12 protein-coding genes are annotated in these 18240 nt (G+C 70.2%); 7 read left to right on the top strand and 5 right to left on the bottom strand.

The window, feature by feature from the left end; translation table 11 throughout:
* Positions 1-74 precede the first annotated feature (74 nt).
* Positions 75-2948: an SseB family protein gene (locus KBX26_RS07205; protein WP_210864991.1), complete on the top strand. Its 2874-nt coding sequence runs from the start codon at positions 75-77 to the stop codon at positions 2946-2948.
* Complete coding sequence (locus tag KBX26_RS07200) at positions 2945-3310, top strand: hypothetical protein (RefSeq protein ID WP_030334177.1); 366 nt, start codon at positions 2945-2947, stop codon at positions 3308-3310. The genes KBX26_RS07205 and KBX26_RS07200 overlap by 4 nt, the downstream gene beginning before the upstream one ends.
* A 4-nt stretch (positions 3311-3314) precedes the next feature.
* Here KBX26_RS07200 and KBX26_RS07195 read toward each other — a convergent pair whose 3' ends face one another.
* From KBX26_RS07195 to acs, 4 genes are all read right to left on the bottom strand, one after another.
* Positions 3315-4247 carry an alpha/beta fold hydrolase gene (locus tag KBX26_RS07195; RefSeq protein ID WP_030334178.1) on the bottom strand — a complete coding sequence of 311 codons (933 nt, stop codon included), beginning with the start codon at positions 4245-4247 and terminating at the stop codon, positions 3315-3317.
* 211 nt (positions 4248-4458) lie between these two features.
* Positions 4459-6894, bottom strand: coding sequence for an immune inhibitor A domain-containing protein (locus KBX26_RS07190; RefSeq protein WP_210865060.1), 2436 nt, complete (start codon positions 6892-6894; stop codon positions 4459-4461).
* 335 nt (positions 6895-7229) lie between these two features.
* Positions 7230-10025 carry an immune inhibitor A domain-containing protein gene (locus KBX26_RS07185; RefSeq protein WP_030334182.1) on the bottom strand — a complete coding sequence of 932 codons (2796 nt, stop codon included), beginning with the start codon at positions 10023-10025 and terminating at the stop codon, positions 7230-7232.
* A gap of 233 nt (positions 10026-10258) precedes the next feature.
* Positions 10259-12223, bottom strand: a complete 1965-nt coding sequence (acs, locus tag KBX26_RS07180) for an acetate--CoA ligase (protein WP_210864990.1) — start codon at positions 12221-12223, stop codon at positions 10259-10261.
* A 455-nt stretch (positions 12224-12678) separates the two neighbouring features.
* Between acs and KBX26_RS07175 the strand changes: the two genes are divergently transcribed.
* Entirely contained in the window at positions 12679-13425 is a 747-nt protein-coding gene (locus KBX26_RS07175) for an oxidoreductase (RefSeq protein ID WP_210858057.1), read from the top strand.
* A gap of 67 nt (positions 13426-13492) precedes the next feature.
* Here KBX26_RS07175 and KBX26_RS07170 read toward each other — a convergent pair whose 3' ends face one another.
* On the bottom strand, positions 13493-14296 hold the full coding sequence (locus KBX26_RS07170; protein ID WP_030334188.1) for an HAD family phosphatase: 804 nt from the start codon (positions 14294-14296) through the stop codon (positions 13493-13495).
* 387 nt (positions 14297-14683) lie between these two features.
* Here KBX26_RS07170 and KBX26_RS07165 point away from each other — a divergent pair, with 387 nt between their 5' ends.
* The 4 genes from KBX26_RS07165 to KBX26_RS07150 all read left to right on the top strand — a co-directional run bounded on the left by KBX26_RS07165 (position 14684) and on the right by KBX26_RS07150 (position 18172).
* Positions 14684-15154, top strand: coding sequence for a hypothetical protein (locus KBX26_RS07165; protein WP_247680301.1), 471 nt, complete (start codon positions 14684-14686; stop codon positions 15152-15154).
* 364 nt (positions 15155-15518) lie between these two features.
* Positions 15519-16502 (top strand): serine hydrolase, encoded by a 984-nt coding sequence (locus KBX26_RS07160; RefSeq protein ID WP_247680300.1) that lies wholly within the window; start codon positions 15519-15521, stop codon positions 16500-16502.
* A 108-nt stretch (positions 16503-16610) separates the two neighbouring features.
* Positions 16611-17165 (top strand): RNA polymerase sigma factor, encoded by a 555-nt coding sequence (locus tag KBX26_RS07155; RefSeq protein ID WP_245233678.1) that lies wholly within the window; start codon positions 16611-16613, stop codon positions 17163-17165.
* Positions 17165-18172 carry a CU044_5270 family protein gene (locus KBX26_RS07150; RefSeq protein WP_030334205.1) on the top strand — a complete coding sequence of 336 codons (1008 nt, stop codon included), beginning with the start codon at positions 17165-17167 and terminating at the stop codon, positions 18170-18172. Before KBX26_RS07155 ends, KBX26_RS07150 begins: the two co-directional genes overlap by 1 nt.
* The last annotated feature ends 68 nt before the right edge of the window (positions 18173-18240 follow it).

Below are 18240 nucleotides of genomic sequence, written 5' to 3'. Positions count from 1 at the left end.
GCCATTGTGATCTTGGTGCCACCTTGTAGGTTGTACGCGATACCTGTGGCCTGTTCTCGGAAGGGGAGGTGGCCGTGACCGCATGGGAGCCGGCCACGGAGGCCGAGGTGGCGATGCGCGACGCGCTGCGCGCCAACGACCAGGAGCTCTACTTCCGGCTCCTGTCCCGCACCGATGTGCTGCTGCCGATCTCCGCGCCGACGCGGCCCGGCCAGCCACCCGCCGGATGGGGCACCTGGACCACCGGCGGCCGGACCCACGTCCTGGCCTTCACCTCCGCCGCCGCACTGCGGGCCTGCCTGGGCGACAACGCCGGCAGCAACCGCCGCATCCCCTTCGCCGATCTCGCGGCCGGTTGGCCCAACCATGAGTGGTGGCTCGCCGTCAACCCAGGGCTGCCGGTCGAGGGTTACCTGCCGGCCTGGTTCGTGTCGCAGCTGTCCCGGGGCGACGTGCGACTGCCCGGCCGGGCCATGGGTGCCCGCGCTCGGCTGGAGCGAGCCGAGACGTTGGCCCGCACCCGGCCCGGCATGCCACCTCGCGACGCCGCGTCAGCCGCCGGATCGGCCCCGGCGACCGGGGCTGCCTCGCCCGCGTCCGAGAGTGTTCCGATCGCGCCCCGAAGGCCCAGCCGGGGCGGACTGCCCCGGGTCGGTACGCCGTCGGTGCCGGGCCCGGCACCCCGGCCACCGGTTCCCGCCGAGCCGCCGCGCCGCGCCGGCCAGGAGGACCTGCCCGCCGCCGGCCAGCGGCACCCGAGCGAGCCGCCCCGGCCCGCACCCGGCGCCGGAGCCCTGCCCCGCACCGGCCGGCCGTCCCGGTTCACCCCGTTGGCGTCCGCCGCCCCCACCACCGAGCAGCAGGGGCCGAGCGGGGGCTGGCCGGCGCCGACCCGGCCGGTCGACGACGGCCCCGCCGTGGGCAACGGCAACAGCGGTCCCCAAGCGGCACCCCGGCGCTCCTTCTTCGACCCGAGCCCCGCCCGTGATCCGGCCCCGAGCGGGGGTCGTCAGGGTGACCGGGCGGCCCCGCCGACCCGGTTCGGGCGAGGCAGTCAGCCCTTTCCGCGCCGTCGCCCAGCCGATGCGCCAGCCGACGAGCCGGCGACGAGGGCCTTCCAGGTGGCAGCGGACCCGGCAGCCACCCAGCCGATCCGTCGGCCGGAGGGCGGCCTCGGCACGTCCCGGGGCGTGGACGCACCGGCATCCGGCGAGGAGATCACCCAGCCGCTGCCGCCGCGTCGGCACAACCCGCTTGCCGAGGAGCCCACCCGCGCGTTCCGGGTGACCGCTGAGCCTCCCCTGACAGGTGCGCCTGGGCGGCCCGACCCTTCGGCGGAGGCGACGCAGGCGATCCCGCAGGACCGGCCGGGCCGGTTCGGGCCGGCGGAGGACCTGCCGGAGTCCGTCGCGGAACCGGTCTCCGGGCCACCCGCGCCGCGCCGCGGCTTCACGCCCATCGTCATCGAGGGCACCATCATCGAGTCCCGCGACCTCACCGACCCGGTCGAGAGCGGCGCGCCGGCCGAGACGGCCCACCGGCCCGGCCCCGCCGAGGCCGCCCCGCCACCGTTCGGCTCGCCGTCCCCCGGTCCGGGCCTGTTCGTTCCCTCGCCTCCCGGCCCCAGCCCCGCCGAGGCCACCCCGCCGCCGTTCGGCTCGTCGCCCCCCGGCCCCGGCCTGTTCGATCCGTCGCCCCCCGGCCCCTCCGCTCCCGCGTCGTTCAACCTCGGTCAACCGGTTGCGAGCCCGCCCGTCCCGCACCCCTCGATTCCGACGGAGGCCGGCGGTGGCCTCGATGATCCGGGTTTCGGCGGCCGTGTCGACACCCCGCTCGGTGCCGACCGCGCCGACAGCGGTGCCCCGTCGGCCGGCCTGACCGGTTCGGAGCAGACCGGCGCTGAAAGCATGTTCGGCGGCGAGAGCGTGTTCGGCGGCGACGGTCCGCACCCGCCGGCCGACGAGCCGGCGCCGGTCGAGTTCGAGCCGGCCAACACGGTCGAGGAGGACCTGCTCAGCGCCGCCAGCTCCGGCAGCACCGACACCTTCCTGTCCACCCTGCTGCTGGCCCGGGTGCTGCTTCCGGCGGCACCGGACTCGGCGGCGGGAAGCCGCCCGGGAGATCCCGGCTTCGTCTGGCGTACCGGGCAACTCGACGGCGAGACGTACGTGGTGGTCTACACGTCGCCGGAGCGCCTCGCCGACCACGTCGACGGGGACGTCGACACGGTCCGGGTGAAGTTCGCCCAACTGATCCGGCGCTGGCCCGACGAGGACTGGTCGTTCGCCGTCAACCCGGGCACGCCGGTCGGTGCGAAGTTGCCCGGCGAGCAGATCGTCGCGTTGGCCAACTGGGCCGCCGAGGTGGGGCTCGGCGACGACCTGGAAGTCGACCAGGTGGAGGCACCAGCCGCGGCCGAACCGGCCGCCCGCCCCCGGTACGCCCCGACGGCTGTCGACCCGACCCGCCCGACGGTCATGCAGAAGGCGATCGCACCGAGCCAGCTCGCGTACTACCTGGACCGTGGGTACGACCGGGTGTCCGGGTTCGTGCACCGGGCCGGCGAACTGTCCCACCTGACCACACCGGCTCAGCTGCACGAGGCGCTCGGCCTCAGCTACCCCGGCTCGCCGTTCGCCCCGGACGCCGACGAGATCTACGTGCTGCGCTGGCCGGCGCACCGGCCGAGCCTCTACCGCATCCCCTACGGCGGTCAGAACGAGTCGGCGATGCGGGCCATGGAGGGCTGGGTCATCGAACGCCCGCCTTTCCGGGGCAACGGCTTCGCTCCGGGTGAGAGCAGCGACGTGGTGGCCGAGTTCAAAGTGGACAGCGCGCGCCTGCCGCACGGTGCCCAACTCTGGCGGATCGGCGCGGACGGCACCGAGCGGGTGGTCGCGGAGTTGGACACCGACTCGGTCACCTGGCGACGGGTCGGTGAGGCGTGATGCGCGACGGTTACGTGGCCCGGTGGCAGGGCCGGGAATACCAGGCCAGCCCGGACGGCGACGACATCCGCCTCTACCAGCCCGAGCCCGGTGAGGGCTTCGAGGAGGTCCGGGCGGGCCGTTACGTCCGGGTGCTGCCGGCGAGCGAGATCGAGGATCTGGCGTACGTGCGGACCACCTGCACCTGGAAGGGGCAGCCGTTCATCGTGCTCGGCGAGCACGACGCGTGGCTGCGGGTGGAGTACACCGGTGGTCGCTGGCCGGTGGCCGAGGCGATGCGGCTGGAGGTCTTCGACTTCGGCGTCTACCAGGGTTGGGCACCGGCCGCCGAGGTCACCGACCTGCGCGAACAGCGGGTCTGACGCGTCAGGTCTTCGCCCACCGCAGGATCTCACCGAGCACCAGCTCCGGTGCCTCCAGGTGCGGGAAGTGCCCCACCCCGTCGAGCAGTCGCCACTCGTACGGGGCGACGACGTACCGGCCGGAGCCCAGTGCGGTCCGGGGCAGGGAGGCGGCGTCCAGGGCGCCGTGCAGTTGCAGGGTCGGGGTGGACAGCGGCTTCTGCATCAGGCGGACGAACCGGTAGCCGTGCAGCCGCAGCAGGGAGCGGAACGCCCAGCGGTAACCCTCCAGCGCGCAGAACGCGGCCTGCGGGATGCACATCGCCTCCCGGCACCGCTCGGCGTACGCCTCGAAGTCCGGCCCGGCCACCCACTGTGGGCCGCCCCAGCGACGCATGATCTCGCCGACCGCCGCGGCGCCGTCGCGGGTCAGCACGTGCTCGTAACGGGGTAGCTGGAACTTCAACGCCGGCGTGGAGGCGGTGAACTGCCCGCGTGGGTCGGCGAAGATGGCGGCGCGCAGCCGCAACGGGTGCGGTGCCGCCAGCACCACGAGCCGGCGGACCAGGGACGGGTGGAACGAGGCCACCGTCCAGGCCACCATGCCGCCGAGTCCGCTGCCGACGATGGTCGCGGATCGTTCACCGAGCGCGCGGATCAGCCCGGCGATGTCGGCGGCGAGGGTGTAGCCGTCGTACCCCCGTGGTGGTTTGTCGCTGGCGCCGTAGCCGCGTAGGTCGACGGCGACCGCCCGGAAGCCGGCGTCGGCGATCGCCGGCAGCATCTGGTGCCAGGCCCACCAGTGCTCGGGGAAGCCGTGCAGGAAGAGCACCATAGGCCCGGTGCCGGCCTCGACCACGTGGAACCGGCTGCCGTTGGCACCGACGAAACGGTGCGTCCACGGCCCCTCGGTGAGGACACAGGACTCGTCGACGGCTCCGTCGCGCTGGTCGGTCATGGCAGACAGCCTAGGACCCGGTTGCCGCAGGCGGCCCCGGTGGTCGCGTTGAACAGGGGAAAGCCCCGGGTTGTCCCGGACCGGGGGCCAGGGGAGCCGCCTCGACCGTCCCTCGGAGAAGCCGGTCCGCGTCGTCAGCGGGTGTCGTACAACGGGCGACGCCCGGGCAGTTGACCTGCCCGGGCGTCGCTGGTTGGTGCGGGATCAGTGGTCAGCTGATCCGGATCTTCATCGAGGTGCCGTCCTGCTCCAGAACCTTGATCTTGACACCGGTCGCGGGGAGCTTGACGCCGTGGTTCGGCAGTTCCTCGTAGAAGTACTTCTTGGTGTCGTCGAACAGCGGCTCAGCGGCCTGGCCACGGATGTACTGCGGCTGGCTGTTGAGGTGCAGGGTGAACGAGTCAGCCTTGTTCAGGCTGAACGGTGCGTCGTACATCTGGACGCGGGCCCGCCACGGTGCCCCGGTCAGGTTGTAGATCGGGCGCGGGTGCGCGTCGATGTACAGGTTGCGACCCTCACCGGGGTGACCACCCGGGTTGGTCGGGGAGGCCGGGGCGGTGTTGTTGTCGGAGAACCGGGTGTTCCAGTACGAGATGAGCAGGCCCTCCTGGTACGCGTAGTGGTCCACCCAGTCCGGGCGGGTGTTCGCGTAGCCGAAGAAGTACGGGCCGGTCTTCAGGTACTTGTCGTACGAGACGTACGACCGGTTGCCGGCGATGTAGAAGTTGTCGAACAGTCGGGTGTAGGTCGCCCCGACCACCTCGAACTTCTCCAGGTTCCAGCCGGCGTCGGTCTCGGCGCCGTCGCTGAACACGGTCTGGCCGTCGGCGGTCACGGTGATCGCGTCACCGAAGAAGCCGCCCTCGGAGACGCCACCGTCGGTGACGTAGTGCAGGCGGACCTGCGCCGACTTGCCGGCGACCGAGGTCAGCGGGATGTTGATGTCCGCCCAGGCGCCGTTGCTGCTGCCGGCGAGGGCCGGGCGACCGGCACCGTCCACGCCGATCGGCTTGCCGTTGACAGTGCCGTCCAGGTCGGTCCAGGACTGACCGCCGTCTGTCGACGCCTCGAAGTAGAGGTAGTCGTAACCCGCTTCGATGCTGTACTTGCCCTTGAGCGACAGCGCCGCGGCGGACTTGCCGGTGAGGTCGAACGTCCTCGTCATCTTGCTGTCGAGGTTGTCCTCGTTACCGGAGAAGTACTGCTTGGCGCCCTCGAACGGCGGACCGTAGTTGAAGGTGTATTCCCTCTTGGGCAGCACGACCACGACGGCCTGTGCTTCCTTCGAGTTGTATTCCTGTGGGCCGAGCTTCAGCGTCTGCTTCTGCCCTGCCACGACCACCTCGTAGTCGAGCCAGCCGAGCTGGAACTTGTTCCACGCGCCGAGGTCGCCGCCCCGGTCGCCGATGCCGGCGTCGTTCTTCGCGCCGAGCCGGCTCTGGGCCATCAGGGTCCAGTGCTCGTTGCTGTTGTCGGCCGGGCCGTAGTCGTCCGGCAGGCCCAGGTCGTGGCCGTACTCGTGGTAGAAGACGCTGCGGCCGCCGTTCTCCGGCTGGATCGTGTAGTCGCGGATCCAGACGCCGGTGTTGCCGATCTGGGTGCCGCCGATCGGGAAGTTCGGCGGGCCCACGGGCGAGCTGTTGAACGCCGACCAACGGTGGCTCCAGATCGCGTCCTCACCCTGCTGCGGGTCACCGTCGGCCTGGTCGCCGCCGGAGTGGACGATCTGGAAGTGGTCGATGTAGCCGTCCGACTCGTTGAAGTCGCCGTCACCGTCGTAGTCGAAACGGTCCCACTGGTCGAAGGACTTCATCTCGGCGGCGATCTGCTCGTCCGTCCGGCCCTTGGCCTTCTGGTCGGCGACCCACTGGTTGGCGGCGTCGCGGATCAGGTTCCAGGTGTTCGAGCAGACGTTGTCGCCGCAGACGGCGGGGTCGCCGGTCGGGTCGTCGTCGGCCTTCGGGTCGTCGGAACGACCGTAACGGGCCTCGTTGTACCGGACCTTGACCCAGTCGGTCACCTCACCCTCGACGGTGTAGCGACCGGAGGACTGAGCCTCGTAGTACTGCTTGAGCGACTCGTCGCCCGGGTTGGTGCCGAAGTAGAGCTGGCGGAAGTGCTCCGGGCTGAAGTCCGGCTGCCAGATGGTGGAGTTGTCCACGGCCCGGTTGGGCTCGGGGATCTTGTTGTGCAACGGACCGTCGAACGTCGCCGGTCCGGCGATGTCCGGGTTCATGTCCTTGTCCGGGAAGGACGGGTGGCGCTCGTCGCCGAACTCGGCCAGGATCACGAAGATCTTGTCGGTCCGCTCACGCTTGAGCTCGACGTACTGATCCCTGGTCTCCTGGCCGCCGCCGGCGGCGGAGCGCGCCTTGGCGTTGGTGCCCGCCTTGCCGACCTGGCCGACCTTGACGACAGTGCTGCCGTTGCGCTCGATCGGCTTGCTGCGCCCGCTCAGCACGTCGGCGAGGCCCTGCTCACGCAGCTCGCGGCGCTTGTCCTCGAGCTTGTCGGGGAGCTCATCCTTCAGTGCCTGTGGTTCGGCAGCGGCCGGTGCCGTGGCCGGCAGTTTGGGCTGAGGCGCCGCCGAGGCGGACGGGCCGAAAGCCAGGCCTGTCGCCGTCAGTGAGAGCCCGAGCAGACCCACTGCGACTTTGCGCACGTGGTACCTCCGGTGTGAGGGAACCGGCCCAACGGGGGTACGGGCCGGTGGGAGATCGATCCCACTAGTGGGACCAATGGTGAACTTAGACACTGGCGGGACGGGTGGGAAGACGAACGCGTCGATTTGTTGCAAGATTTTGTTGGGAATGCTTTTCACCGTCACACCCCACCGGTTCATCAGCCGCGCTGAGCAGCGCAGACCCAGACGCGAACGTATACAACGACATCCCTCGATCAGTTTGATCGCACTTACGACAGTGGGGCCGGTAGCGTCTCCGCCACCGGCCCCACCGTTACAGTTGTCGATCTGCGAAACCGTTACTTCTTGGCCGGCGTCACGTAGATCGTGGCGGACGAGTTGTCCGCGGCCGCCTTCTTGATGGTGAGCGAGACGCCGTAGTTCACACCCTGGTCACCGGGGTTGCCGGTGCCGAGCACGATCGCGCCACCGCCCAGGGTCACGCCGTAGAACTCCGGCGCCGGGCTGCCGTCCGGGTTGGTGACCCGGGTGGTGTACGGCGCGTTGTCACGCGACGGCAGGACCACCGACGCGTCGTTGTCCCGGGCGTACGCCGCGCCATCGCGCATCTCGATGCCCGGGTACCAGCCCTTGGCGTCGGTGAACGCCTTGACCGGCGCCTGGCCCTTGAACTTCGTGCAGTACGAGCTGTACGGCTCGTCCGCCGCCTCCAGGCACTCGGTGAACGGGTAGGTCCGCTGCAACGAGAAGGCCGCGTTCGACGACTGCGGACGGCTGGGCAGGTTGTCCGTTACCGACGGGTCCTTCTCCGCCGCCTCGCCCGTACGCCGGTACGGGTCGAAGTGCGAGTCGACGATGAGCAGGCCGCCCTTCGCGCCGTAGCTGGGCAGCGCGGTCATCTGCCCGGTGACGTGGTTGACGTCGCCGAGCGCGGTGTCCCGGTACCAGACCAGCATGCCCGGCGCGTTGTACTTGATCCGGTCGACCTTCCACGCCTCGTGGGAGTAGATGGTGTCGTAGGTGTACTGCAGGCCCTTGTCGAAGCCGTCGAAGTTGCGCCACTCCGCCAGGTAGTACTGGGCGTGGACCTCGGTGCCGCTGGAGACCTTCCAGCCCGCGCCGGTGGTGTCGACGAAGGTGCCGCCGGTGGCGGTCCAGCCGTTGTCGCCGCCCTCGACGTCGTCACTCCAGGTGGTGGCGCCGCCGCCGGTGACCGAGAAGTCGTCGACGAACCAGTTGCGCTCCTCGAAGGCCTCGTCGGTGGCGAGGCGCAGCCGCAGCTGCACTGTCGTGCCCGCGTACGCCGACAGGTCGACGTAGTCGTGCCGCCAGCCGTCGGTGCTGCCGGTCAGGCCGTACTTCTTGCCGCCGAAGTCGTTCATCCGGCCGTTCGGGTCCGGGTAACCGTCCGGCGTGGTGACAACAGTGCCACCCTCGTCGTACACCTTCTGCTCGGTCCAGGTCGTGCCGCCGTCGGTGGAGAGCTCGACGAAGCCGTAGTCCCAGTCCTCCTCGATGATGTAGTTGTTCCACATCCAGAACTTCGAGTCGGCGGCCGCCGGCACGTCGACCGAGCGGCTGAGCTTGACGTCGGCCCACTCCTGGTCGTTGTTGCTGTGCCACATCTTGGTGCCGCTGTGCGGGGTCGCCAGCGTCGTCACCTTGTCCGGCAGGTCGACCTTGATGCCGTCCTCGGAGTCGATCGGGGTGCGTGAGGTCTGGCCGAGCTTCACCTCGCGCGGGTTCGACCCGGGGCGGATGGTCAGCGGGTCGGCCCAACCGAGCACCCACTTGTCCCAGATGCCCATGTGCGTCGGCAGCGCCTGGAAGATCTCACCCGAGTGCGAGCCCGAGGCCATCAGGTCCCAGAAGTCCACGTCGGAGTCGGCGTTGCCGGACGTGTCGTAGAGGTCCGGCAGGCCCAGGTCGTGGCCGAACTCGTGAGCGAAGACGCCGACACCGGCGTCCTCCGGCTGCACGATGTAGTTCGACGCCTTGATGTTGGTGCCCGGGATGGTGTAGCCACCGGCGACCGTGGAGGAGTGCGCCCACACGGCGTACACGCCCTCGGCGCCGCCACCACGGGACTTGCCCTGACCGGCGTGCACCAGCACGAGGTGGTCGATCACGCCGTCCGGCTCGAAGACGTTGCCGTCACCGTCGCGGTCGGCCTGGTCCTCGATGTCGTAGTCGGCCCAGGGGAAGTTCGGGTCCTTCGCGACGAGCGCGTCGATCGCGTCGGTCGCCAGGCGGCCCGCGCCGGCCGGGTTGTCCGGGTGGCCGTTCATCGACTGCTCACGGCCGGGAACCCAGGCGCCGGTCTCGTCCTGGAAGCAGCGGTTGGCCGCGTACCAGCCCTCCGAGTGCGGCACGGTGATCCACGGGCTGGCCTGCCCGTCCACCGTGTACGCGTTCTTGGACATCTCCAGGTACATGTTGTGCATGGTGCGACCGGACAGGTCGATGCCCTTCTTGCCGTCCGGGCCCTTCAGGTCGGTGCGGACCCGCTCGGTGATGCCCTTCTTGCTGTACAGCATCTTGTTGTAGTGCTGCGGCGAGAAGTCCGGCACCCACATCGAGTTGTTGTCCTCGTGGGGCAGGCGCGCCGGGTCCGGGATCTTGTTGTGCTTCGGGCCGTTCTGGACCGTGCCGGGCACGCAGGTGCGGTCCTCGAACACCGTCTTGGGGACCATCACGTCGGTGAAGTCGTCGTTGGCCTTGTCGTTGAACTCGACAAGCAGCGTCAGCAACTTCGCCGTCTGGGTGGTCGGCGCCTTCTTGAACTTGCGCGGGTTCTGGCCCGTCTTCAGCGACTTGGCCTCGTCCTTGGCCAGCTGCCGCGCCGTCACCGGGTTGCCCCGGGCGTGCTTCTGGTCGAACTCGCGCGCGGACTCCACGGCAGGGGTGTAGACGCCACCCTTGCCCTTCACCTCACGGCCGGCGGTGTCCGGCTGCACCTCGGGCTCGGCGTAGTTGATGTAGTACTCGTCCGCCCCGATCACCGCCCGCGGGGTGTCGGACGAAGGCTTGGCGGCCGCGCTGCCACTCACGGTCAGTGACGTGGCCGCGAGGGCGATGACGGGTAGCGCGACGAGTAGTCGTCGGCGCGACCCCGGACGGGAGTTTCTGTTCATGCCACTCCGTTTCTCGGGCAGAGGACGTCGGCCGGATCCGGTGGCGTGGGCTCATCGGGGCCGCCCGACGAGCGTGAAACTAAATGACAAACAACCCGTACGGCGGGATCGTGATCGATGCGTTATCTGTTTAACTCCCGTATCACATATGTGCGACGGACGTGCCTCCACAAAAGACGACGGTGGGTGACGGCCCGTCCGGGCCGCCACCCACCGTTGGGGTACGCCTACCGTCAGTCCTCGTCGGACTTCACGCCGCCCATCCCCGAAGAGATCAGGTCCATCACCGAGGAGTCCTGCAACGTGGTCACGTCGCCGAGCGACCGGTTCTCCGCCACGTCCCGCAGCAACCGACGCATGATCTTGCCGGAGCGGGTCTTCGGCAGCTCCGGCACCAGCATGATCTGGCGCGGCTTGGCGATCGGGCCGAGCGTCTTCGACACGTGGTTGCGCAGGTCGGCGATGAGCTGCTCGCCCGCGTCACCACTGATGTCAGTGCTGCCCCGCGGGATGGCGAACGCGACGATCGCCTGACCGGTGGTCGGGTCGGTGGCGCCCACGACCGCGGCCTCCGCCACCGACGGGTGCGACACCAACGCCGACTCCACCTCGGTCGTCGAGATGTTGTGCCCGGACACCAACATCACGTCGTCCACCCGGCCGAGCAGCCAGATGTGCCCGTCGTCGTCCTTCTTCGCGCCGTCGCCGGCGAAGTACATCCCCTGGAAACGCGACCAGTACGTGTCGATGAACCGGTCGTCGTCACCCCAGATGGTGCGCAGCATCGACGGCCACGGCTCACGCAGCACCAGGTAGCCGCCACCACCGTTCGGCACCGACTGGCCCTGGTCGTCCACCACGTCGGCCACGATGCCCGGCAGCGGCGTCATCGCCGAACCCGGCTTGGCCGCGGTGACCCCCGGCAACGGCGAGATCATGATGGAGCCCGTCTCGGTCTGCCACCAGGTGTCCACGACCGGCAGCTCGCCCCGGCCGACGTGCTGGCGGTACCACATCCACGCCTCCGGGTTGATCGGCTCGCCGACGCTGCCCAGCAGGCGCAGCGAGGACAGGTCGAAGCCGGCCGGGATGTCGTCGCCCCACTTCATCATCGTCCGGATCAGGGTGGGCGCGGTGTACAGGATGCTCACCCCGTACTTGTCGACGATCTCCCAGAACCGGCCCTTGTGCGGCGTGTCCGGGGTGCCCTCGTACATCACCTGGGTGGCGCCGTTGGAGAGCGGGCCGTACACGATGTAGGAGTGCCCGGTGACCCAGCCGATGTCGGCGGTGCACCAGTAGACGTCGGTCTCCGGCTTCAGGTCGAACACCGCGTGCGTCGTGTACGACGCCTGGGTGAGGTAGCCGCCGGTGGTGTGCAGGATGCCCTTCGGGCGGGCCGTGGTGCCGCTGGTGTACAGGATGAACAGCGGGTGCTCGGCGTCGAACGGCTGCGCGGTGTGCTCGGCCGAGGCGGTCTCCACCGTCTCGTGCCACCAGTGGTCCTTCTCCGACCACGCCACGTCCTCGCCGGTGCGGCGAACCACGAGCACGTGCTCCACCGACGGGGAGTTCGCCACCGCCTCGTCCACGGTGGGCTTCAACGCCGACGGCTTGCCCCGCCGGTAACCACCATCGGCGGTGATCACCACCTTGGCGCTGGCGTCCTGGATCCGGTTGCTCAACGAGTCGGCGGAGAAACCACCGAAGACCACGCTGTGCGCGGCGCCGATCCGGGCGCAGGCCAGCATGGCCACCGCGGCCTCCGGGATCATCGGCAGGTAGATCGCCACCCGGTCGCCGGCGGTCACCCCCAGGTCGGTGAGCGCGTTCGCCGCCCGGCAGGTCAGCGCGTGCAGGTCCGCGTACGTGATGGTGCGGGTGTCGCCCGGCTCGCCCTCCCAGTGGATCGCCACCTTGTCGCCCAGGCCCGCCTCGACGTGCCGGTCCAGGCAGTTGTACGCGACGTTGAGCTGCCCACCCACGAACCACTTCGCGAACGGCGGATTCGACCAGTCGAGCACCTCATCCCACTTCTTCGACCAGGCCAGCCGGTCGGCCTGCTTCGCCCAGAAGGCCAGCCGGTCGGCCTCGGCCTCGGCATACGCGTCGACGGTGACGTTGGCGTGCGCGGCGAGTTCGGCCGGCGGGGGGAACTGGCGCGTCTCGTTCAGCAGATTGGCCAATGCCTCGCTCATGCCGTGACTCCTCATCCTCGGGGTGACCTGGGTCTCGATGGCACGAGGGTAGTCGCGGGGCCCTCGGCCGGCCACGGCTGCCCACTCCGTCGCGCCGAGTGGCCCCCGCCGCGCGCCCGACGGCCCGTGCTGGCCGGTCCCCGCCCGGGTCGTCTGCGCGGGGCGCCTTGATCGACACGGGTTCCTTGAAGTTGCGGTGTCCTGCTGAGGTGGACGCCCCGACTTCAAGAAACCCGTGTTGACCTTGCGGCGTGCCGTGGCCGCGTCGGGCCGTGGCCGCGTCGGGTCGTGACCGCGTCGGGCCGTGGCCGCGTCGGACCGTGGCCGCGTCGGGCCGTGGCCGCGGCGTGCCGTGCCGCGTCGGGCCGGGTCGGGGCGGGGCGGCTCGGGTGGTCCGGGTCGCGTTGCGGGCGGGTGCGGCCCGCCGGGTCGGGTCGGGTCGTTAGCGTGACGGGGTGACCACCGACCCGCTCGCCCCGTTGCTCGCGCTCGCCGACATCGCCGCCGCCGTCGAGCAGGCCCGCGAACGGTTCGACCAGGCGCTCGGGCACCGGGCGCTGCGCCGGCACGGCGGACAGGTCGCCGCCGAGGTCAGCCTGCGCTGCGCGGTGGCCAGCGCCGCCCTGGAGGGGGCCGGACACGAGCGCGAAGCCGTCCGGGCCGGCACCGTCACCGACCCGGTGCTGCAAGGGGCGCTGCGCGTCGCCGGGGCGTTGCCGGGCCTGAGCGAGCTGTGGCCGAAGGCGCCCCGCCAGGCACTCGCGAAGCTGCACGTGCTCGCCGCCCGGGACCTGGTGCCGGAAGCCGAACTGGGCCGCCCGGTGGCCGACCCCGTCGTCGCCACCCGGCTGGACGGGCTCGCCGGCCTCATCGCCGGTGGCACGAAGGTCTCCCCGTTGGTGCTCGCCGCCGTCGTCCACGGGGAGCTGCTGAACCTGCGCCCGTTCGCCGGGCCGTCCGGCGTCGTGGCGCGCGGAGCCGCCCGGCTGGTGCTGCTCGCCACCGGCCTCGACCCGCGTGGCCTGCTCGCCGTCGACGTCGGGCACCGCGAGCGGGAACCGGAGTACGTCGGCGCGGCCGGTGCCTTCGCCACCGGCACCCCCGACGGGCTGCGCTCCTGGCTACGCCACTACATGGCGGCCGTCGAGGTCGGCGCCGACCAGCTCACCACCATCGGAGACGAGATCCTCGCCGCCGCCTGATCAGTCCCGCCACCCCGGAACGGCCCGTCCCGCGACCTGAAGGCCTGGGCAGGTGGGCGAGGAACGGTCAGGCGGTGGTGGCGGCCCGGGTGCGACGGTGCCGCCCGTACCAGGCGATGCCGATGGCCACACCCACCCCGACCCCCAGGGCCGCCGCGGCCACCGGAACCGCAGGCCGTTCCCGCCAGCGCCGGCCCAGCGGGATCGGGTGCCGGAACTCCAGCACCGGCCACGCGTTCTCCGACGCCAACTTGCGCAGCTGCCGGTCCGGGTTGACCACGCTCGGGTGGCCCACGCACTCAAGGAGCGGACGATCGCTGTACGAGTCGGAATAGGCGTACGAATCAGCCAGGTCGTAACCCCGGACGGCGGCCAACTCGCTGACCGCCTCCACCTTGCTCGGGCCCGCCGCGTAGAACTCGACCTCGCCGCTGTACCGGCCGTCGCGCACCGTCATCCGGGTGGCGATCACGTCGGTCACCCCGAGCAGCTCGCCGATCGGCCGGACCATCTCCTCGCCGGAGGCCGACACCAGCACCACGTCCCGCCCAGCCGCCTGGTGCTCCTCGATCAGAGCGGCGGCTTCGGCGTACACATAAGGGTTGATCAGCTCGTGCAGCGTCTCCGCGACGATCTGGCGGACCTGCTCCACCTGCCAGCCCTTGCAGAGCGCAGCCAGGTAGTCCCGTGTTCGGGCCATGGTCTGCTCGTCGGTGCCGCCCAGCCGGAACATCAGCTGCGCGTACGCCGACTTGACCACGTCACGCCGAGTGATCAGCCCGTCCCGGTAGAACGGCCGACCGAACGCCAGGGCGCTCGACTTGGCGATGACGGTCTTGTCCAGATCGAAGAAAGCGGCACTTCGGCCCACGGCGCGAAAGTCTAGCCGGATGGTCTATCGTCGGCGGGTGCCCGGGGTCATGCCACCCCTCAGACCTGCGGGCTGGCAGCACCATCTCCGCTCCGCGTGATCACGCTCACACTCTGCGAGGAGATTTTCGCACTGAGTGGAGTCGGCACCACTCGACGTGACGGGCCCGCTCAGGCAGACTTGTCCGTACGACGAGCTTTCACATCCTCGAAACAGGCAGACCCTCAGCGGTTGCACCCCCCGTGACCGCTGAGTGGTTCGGCTCGACCCCCCCGGAGCCGAACCTCCGACGACCCCCGTCTCCCCCCGACGGGGGTCGTCCCTTTCTCCTGGGAGCGCGCCACCGCAGCTCACGCTGATGAGCCGCACGCCGACTAGCCTGCCCCCATGGCCACGCCGTTGGACCTCTCCAGTCCGGTCGCGCGTCGGGAAGCGCTCCGGATGGTTGACGTGGACGATCCGGTTCCCCAGCACGCGATGCTCCGTGAGATCTTCGACCTCGAACGAGCGTGGCGCGAAGGTCCGGACCCGGGCGAGAACGACGAGTACGAGCAGATTTACCTGGCAGCGTTCCTGCTGTTCCTGATCGGCGATCCGGCGGACTCGCCCCGCCTGTACGGGGCGAAGTTCCGCACCGGCGACATGGACCTGGGCATCGGCTTCGATGCGCACGCGATCTTCGGAGCGGGCACCGGCGAAACGCTCCAGTGGCTCCTGGACAACGGCTACACCGACGAGCACGCGCATCTGTCTGAGTGGCTGTCGCAGGGGGCGGACCCCACGATCGAAGACTGGGCCACGCACGTACGCCGGTACTTCTACTCCGCAAACGGCACGCTGCGCCTGGATCCGCTCTAGGCGTACGCAGTTTCAGCCGTCCGGCCCTCGCGGCCTTGGCGATGAGGTCCTTGAACTGAGCGGGTCGGATTCAGCCCTCCCGCCCGACCTCGTGGCGGACAGTGCGATCGCCGCGTGGCGGGTAATTTGCCGAACGGGACGAGCTGAGGAGGTAACGGGTGGCTGCTGGTGGCTTCTCGTCGAAACGGCTGGCTCGGGTTCGGGGGTTGCTTGAGCATCACGTCGAGTCCGGCTTCGTCCCGGGCGCGGTGGTCGTCCTCGCCCGGCACGGTGAGGTGCACATCGAGGCAACGGGTCGCCTCGCCTTCGAGGGGCGGGGTCGCAGACGCCGATGGCGGCCGACACGATCTGTCGCCTGGGCTCGATGACGAAGCCCATCGTCGCCGTGTGCGCGATGACCCTCGTCGAGGACTGCACCCTCCGCCTCGACGACCCGGTCGACGATCTCCTGCCGGAGCTGGCGGACATGACAGTGCTCGCCGATCCGCACGGCCCACTGGACGACACCGTCCCGGCGGCACGGCCGATAACGCTGCGGGACGTCCTGGACGGCACCCTCGGCACGGGGATGGTCCCCGCCGAGCCGGGAACGGTACCCATCGCCGACGCGCTGGACGCTCTCGTTTATCCGTCGATGGACGAGTGGATCCGCCAGCTCGGCGCTCTTCCCCTCGTCCACCAGCCGGGTGAGCGTTGGATGTACGACACCGCCGCCAACGTGGCCGGTGTGCTCATCGCCCGGGCCACCGGCATGTCCTTCGGGGATGCCATCCGGGAGCGGGTCTGCAAGCCACTGGGCATGACCGACACCGTCTTCCACGTGGGTAGCGAGAGCATCGGCCGGTTCGCGACCGCGTACGAGCGCGACAACGCCGCCGACGGCGCACCGGTTGTCGAAGACGCTCCCGACGGACGGTTCAGCCGACCGCGGTTGTTCGAGTCCGGGGGCGGCGGGCTCGTGTCCACCGCCCAGGACTACCTCGCCTTCGCGTCGGCTCTGCTCGCGGGCGGCACCCATCGCGGTGAGCGGGTGCTGTCCCGGCCGGCGGTGACGCTGATGACGAGCGACCACCTGACCTCGGAGCAGAAGGCCAACTCCGGGTTCTGGCCGGGGTACTTCGACGCCATCAGCTGGGGTCTCGGACTGTCGGTCCGCACCCGCCGTACGCACCTCGGGCCCTCGGTCGGCAGCTACGGCTGGCCCGGCTTCTATGGCACCGCCTGGTACAACGATCCCGCCGAGGACCTGACGGCGATGGTGTTCATGCAGCGGGCGCACGCGGGCGACCAGCGGCTGCCGATGTGGCACGACTTCTGGACCACCGTCTACCAGGCGATCGACGACTGACCGCAGCGTTCGTTTCCCGGTCGGGCACCCGCCCCTGGCCGCGCGGTAATCCCGAGGCCCTCAGCGACACAAGCCAGGGTGAGAGTCACCGAGGCAATGGGGGTTCGGGTGGGTCCACCGAAGAAGCGGGACGAGGACTGGTTCACCAGTCTCTACGCCACCGAGTACGCGCACATCGTTCGATACGGCCTGCGTCGGCTCATCGACGGGGATGCCGCGGCGGAGCTGGCGCAGGACGTCTTCGTCGTCGCCTGGCGTCGCCGCGTAGAGGTGCCTGACCGCAGTCTTCCCTGGCTGTACGGGGTGGCTCGTCGTCTCCTGGCGAACCAGTGGCGGTCGCGGCGTGCCGCCCCGGATCTTCTCCCGATCACCAATGTCGACCTTGCGCGGTTGGCCGGATCGCCGGGTGCGGACACGACCGTCGGGGTCGCGGACGTCCGGACCGCGTTGGCCACCCTCAACGAGCTTGATCAGGAAATTCTTCGGCTGGTCGGCTGGGAGGAGTTGACGGTCTCCGAGGCGGCGAAGGTGCTCGGCTGCACCGGACCAACCGCGGCCGTGCGGCTCCATCGCGCCCGGCGTCGTCTGGCCGACGCAATGGCGGACCGGCCCGCGCAGACCCGTCGTAGCCCGGTGTTGGTGACCATTCGAGAGGATCTGTGATGTTCGGAGCAGAGCGCACCCGTACTCTTCTCGGCCCGGCCGACCCGGCCCGAACCGCCGCCGTCGAACCACCGCTGGTCTCGGCGCGCGAGCTGATCGACCGCGCCGGCGCTACCGACACGGCCGCCGGGCATCGTCGCGTACGCCCGACCCGCCGGCTGGTCCTGACGGCCGGGACGCTGGCTGTCGCGGCCGGTGCCGTGGCGGTGCTCCAGCCGCTCGGCGAGGGCGCACCGGACACTCCGGGCGAACCGGCGGCAGCGGGGTTGGTGCTCGTGCCGGTCGCGTACCAGTTCGACGCGGATCCGCCGGCCGCCGGCCCGCAGCTGCGCATGCTGGCCGACAAGATCAAAGACGCGGCGTACGACCACCAGAGCGGGCGCTACATGTACCACCACACGAAGGTGTGGGGCGATCCTGTGATGACCTCAGCCGACGGCCGCCACCACGTGGCCTTCGCCAGCGAGACGAAGCTCTGGCAGGCCGTCGACGGGACCGGTAACCAAGTCAGGACCCAACTGGAGCCGCAGTACCCCGACCAGGAGTCTCGGGACTACTGGCAGCGCGAGAGCCTGGGGCGACCAGCAGCCACCGGCACCCCCGCACCGAGCGTCATGCCGCTGCCGCCGGAGGAGCTCAGGCAGCCGTCGGCCGACCCGTCCGAGCTGCGGGAGCGGCTGAAGGTCGAGTACGGCGCGGGGTCGGCGAGCAAGTGGGTCGGCACGCTCTATGGGCAGTACGTCGTGCCGCGTGCGACCCGAGCGGCGGTCCTGCGGGTTCTCGCCGACGTGCCCGGCTTCCGCTGGCGGGGGCAGGTCACGGACCGCGCCGGCCGCAATGGAGTCGCCGTCACCTTCGACGACCGCGAACACGACCAGCAATCTCTTCTGATCTTCGATCCGAGGACGGGCGAATTGCTCGCCCATGAGCTGTTGACGCTGTCGCCCATGCGGATCAGCTCGTACGAGGTGATCCTCGATGCCGCCTGGACAAATCAGCCCGGCTGACCACCGACTCGCGGGGCCGCTCCGCTCGGGAGCGGCCCCGCTGTCTTCACCGCAGCGGCGGTAGCTGC

The sequence above is a fragment of the Micromonospora sp. C97 genome, assembly GCF_018070385.1.
In the GTDB taxonomy this organism is placed as follows: domain Bacteria; phylum Actinomycetota; class Actinomycetes; order Mycobacteriales; family Micromonosporaceae; genus Micromonospora; species Micromonospora parva.
Note: the sequence above shows the minus strand (reverse complement) of the source record. Positions and strands in the feature narration are given on the sequence as shown.

Coding starts and splice junctions, on each gene's coding strand:
- acs (WP_210864990.1), bottom strand. CDS start 12,223: ATGAGCGAGGCATTGGCCAATCTGCTGAACGAGACGCGCCAGTTCCCC.
- KBX26_RS07195 (WP_030334178.1), bottom strand. CDS start 4,247: ATGACCGACCAGCGCGACGGAGCCGTCGACGAGTCCTGTGTCCTCACC.
- KBX26_RS07165 (WP_247680301.1), top strand. CDS start 14,684: ATGGCCACGCCGTTGGACCTCTCCAGTCCGGTCGCGCGTCGGGAAGCG.
- KBX26_RS07150 (WP_030334205.1), top strand. CDS start 17,165: ATGTTCGGAGCAGAGCGCACCCGTACTCTTCTCGGCCCGGCCGACCCG.
- KBX26_RS07160 (WP_247680300.1), top strand. CDS start 15,519: ATGACGAAGCCCATCGTCGCCGTGTGCGCGATGACCCTCGTCGAGGAC.
- KBX26_RS07185 (WP_030334182.1), bottom strand. CDS start 10,025: ATGAACAGAAACTCCCGTCCGGGGTCGCGCCGACGACTACTCGTCGCG.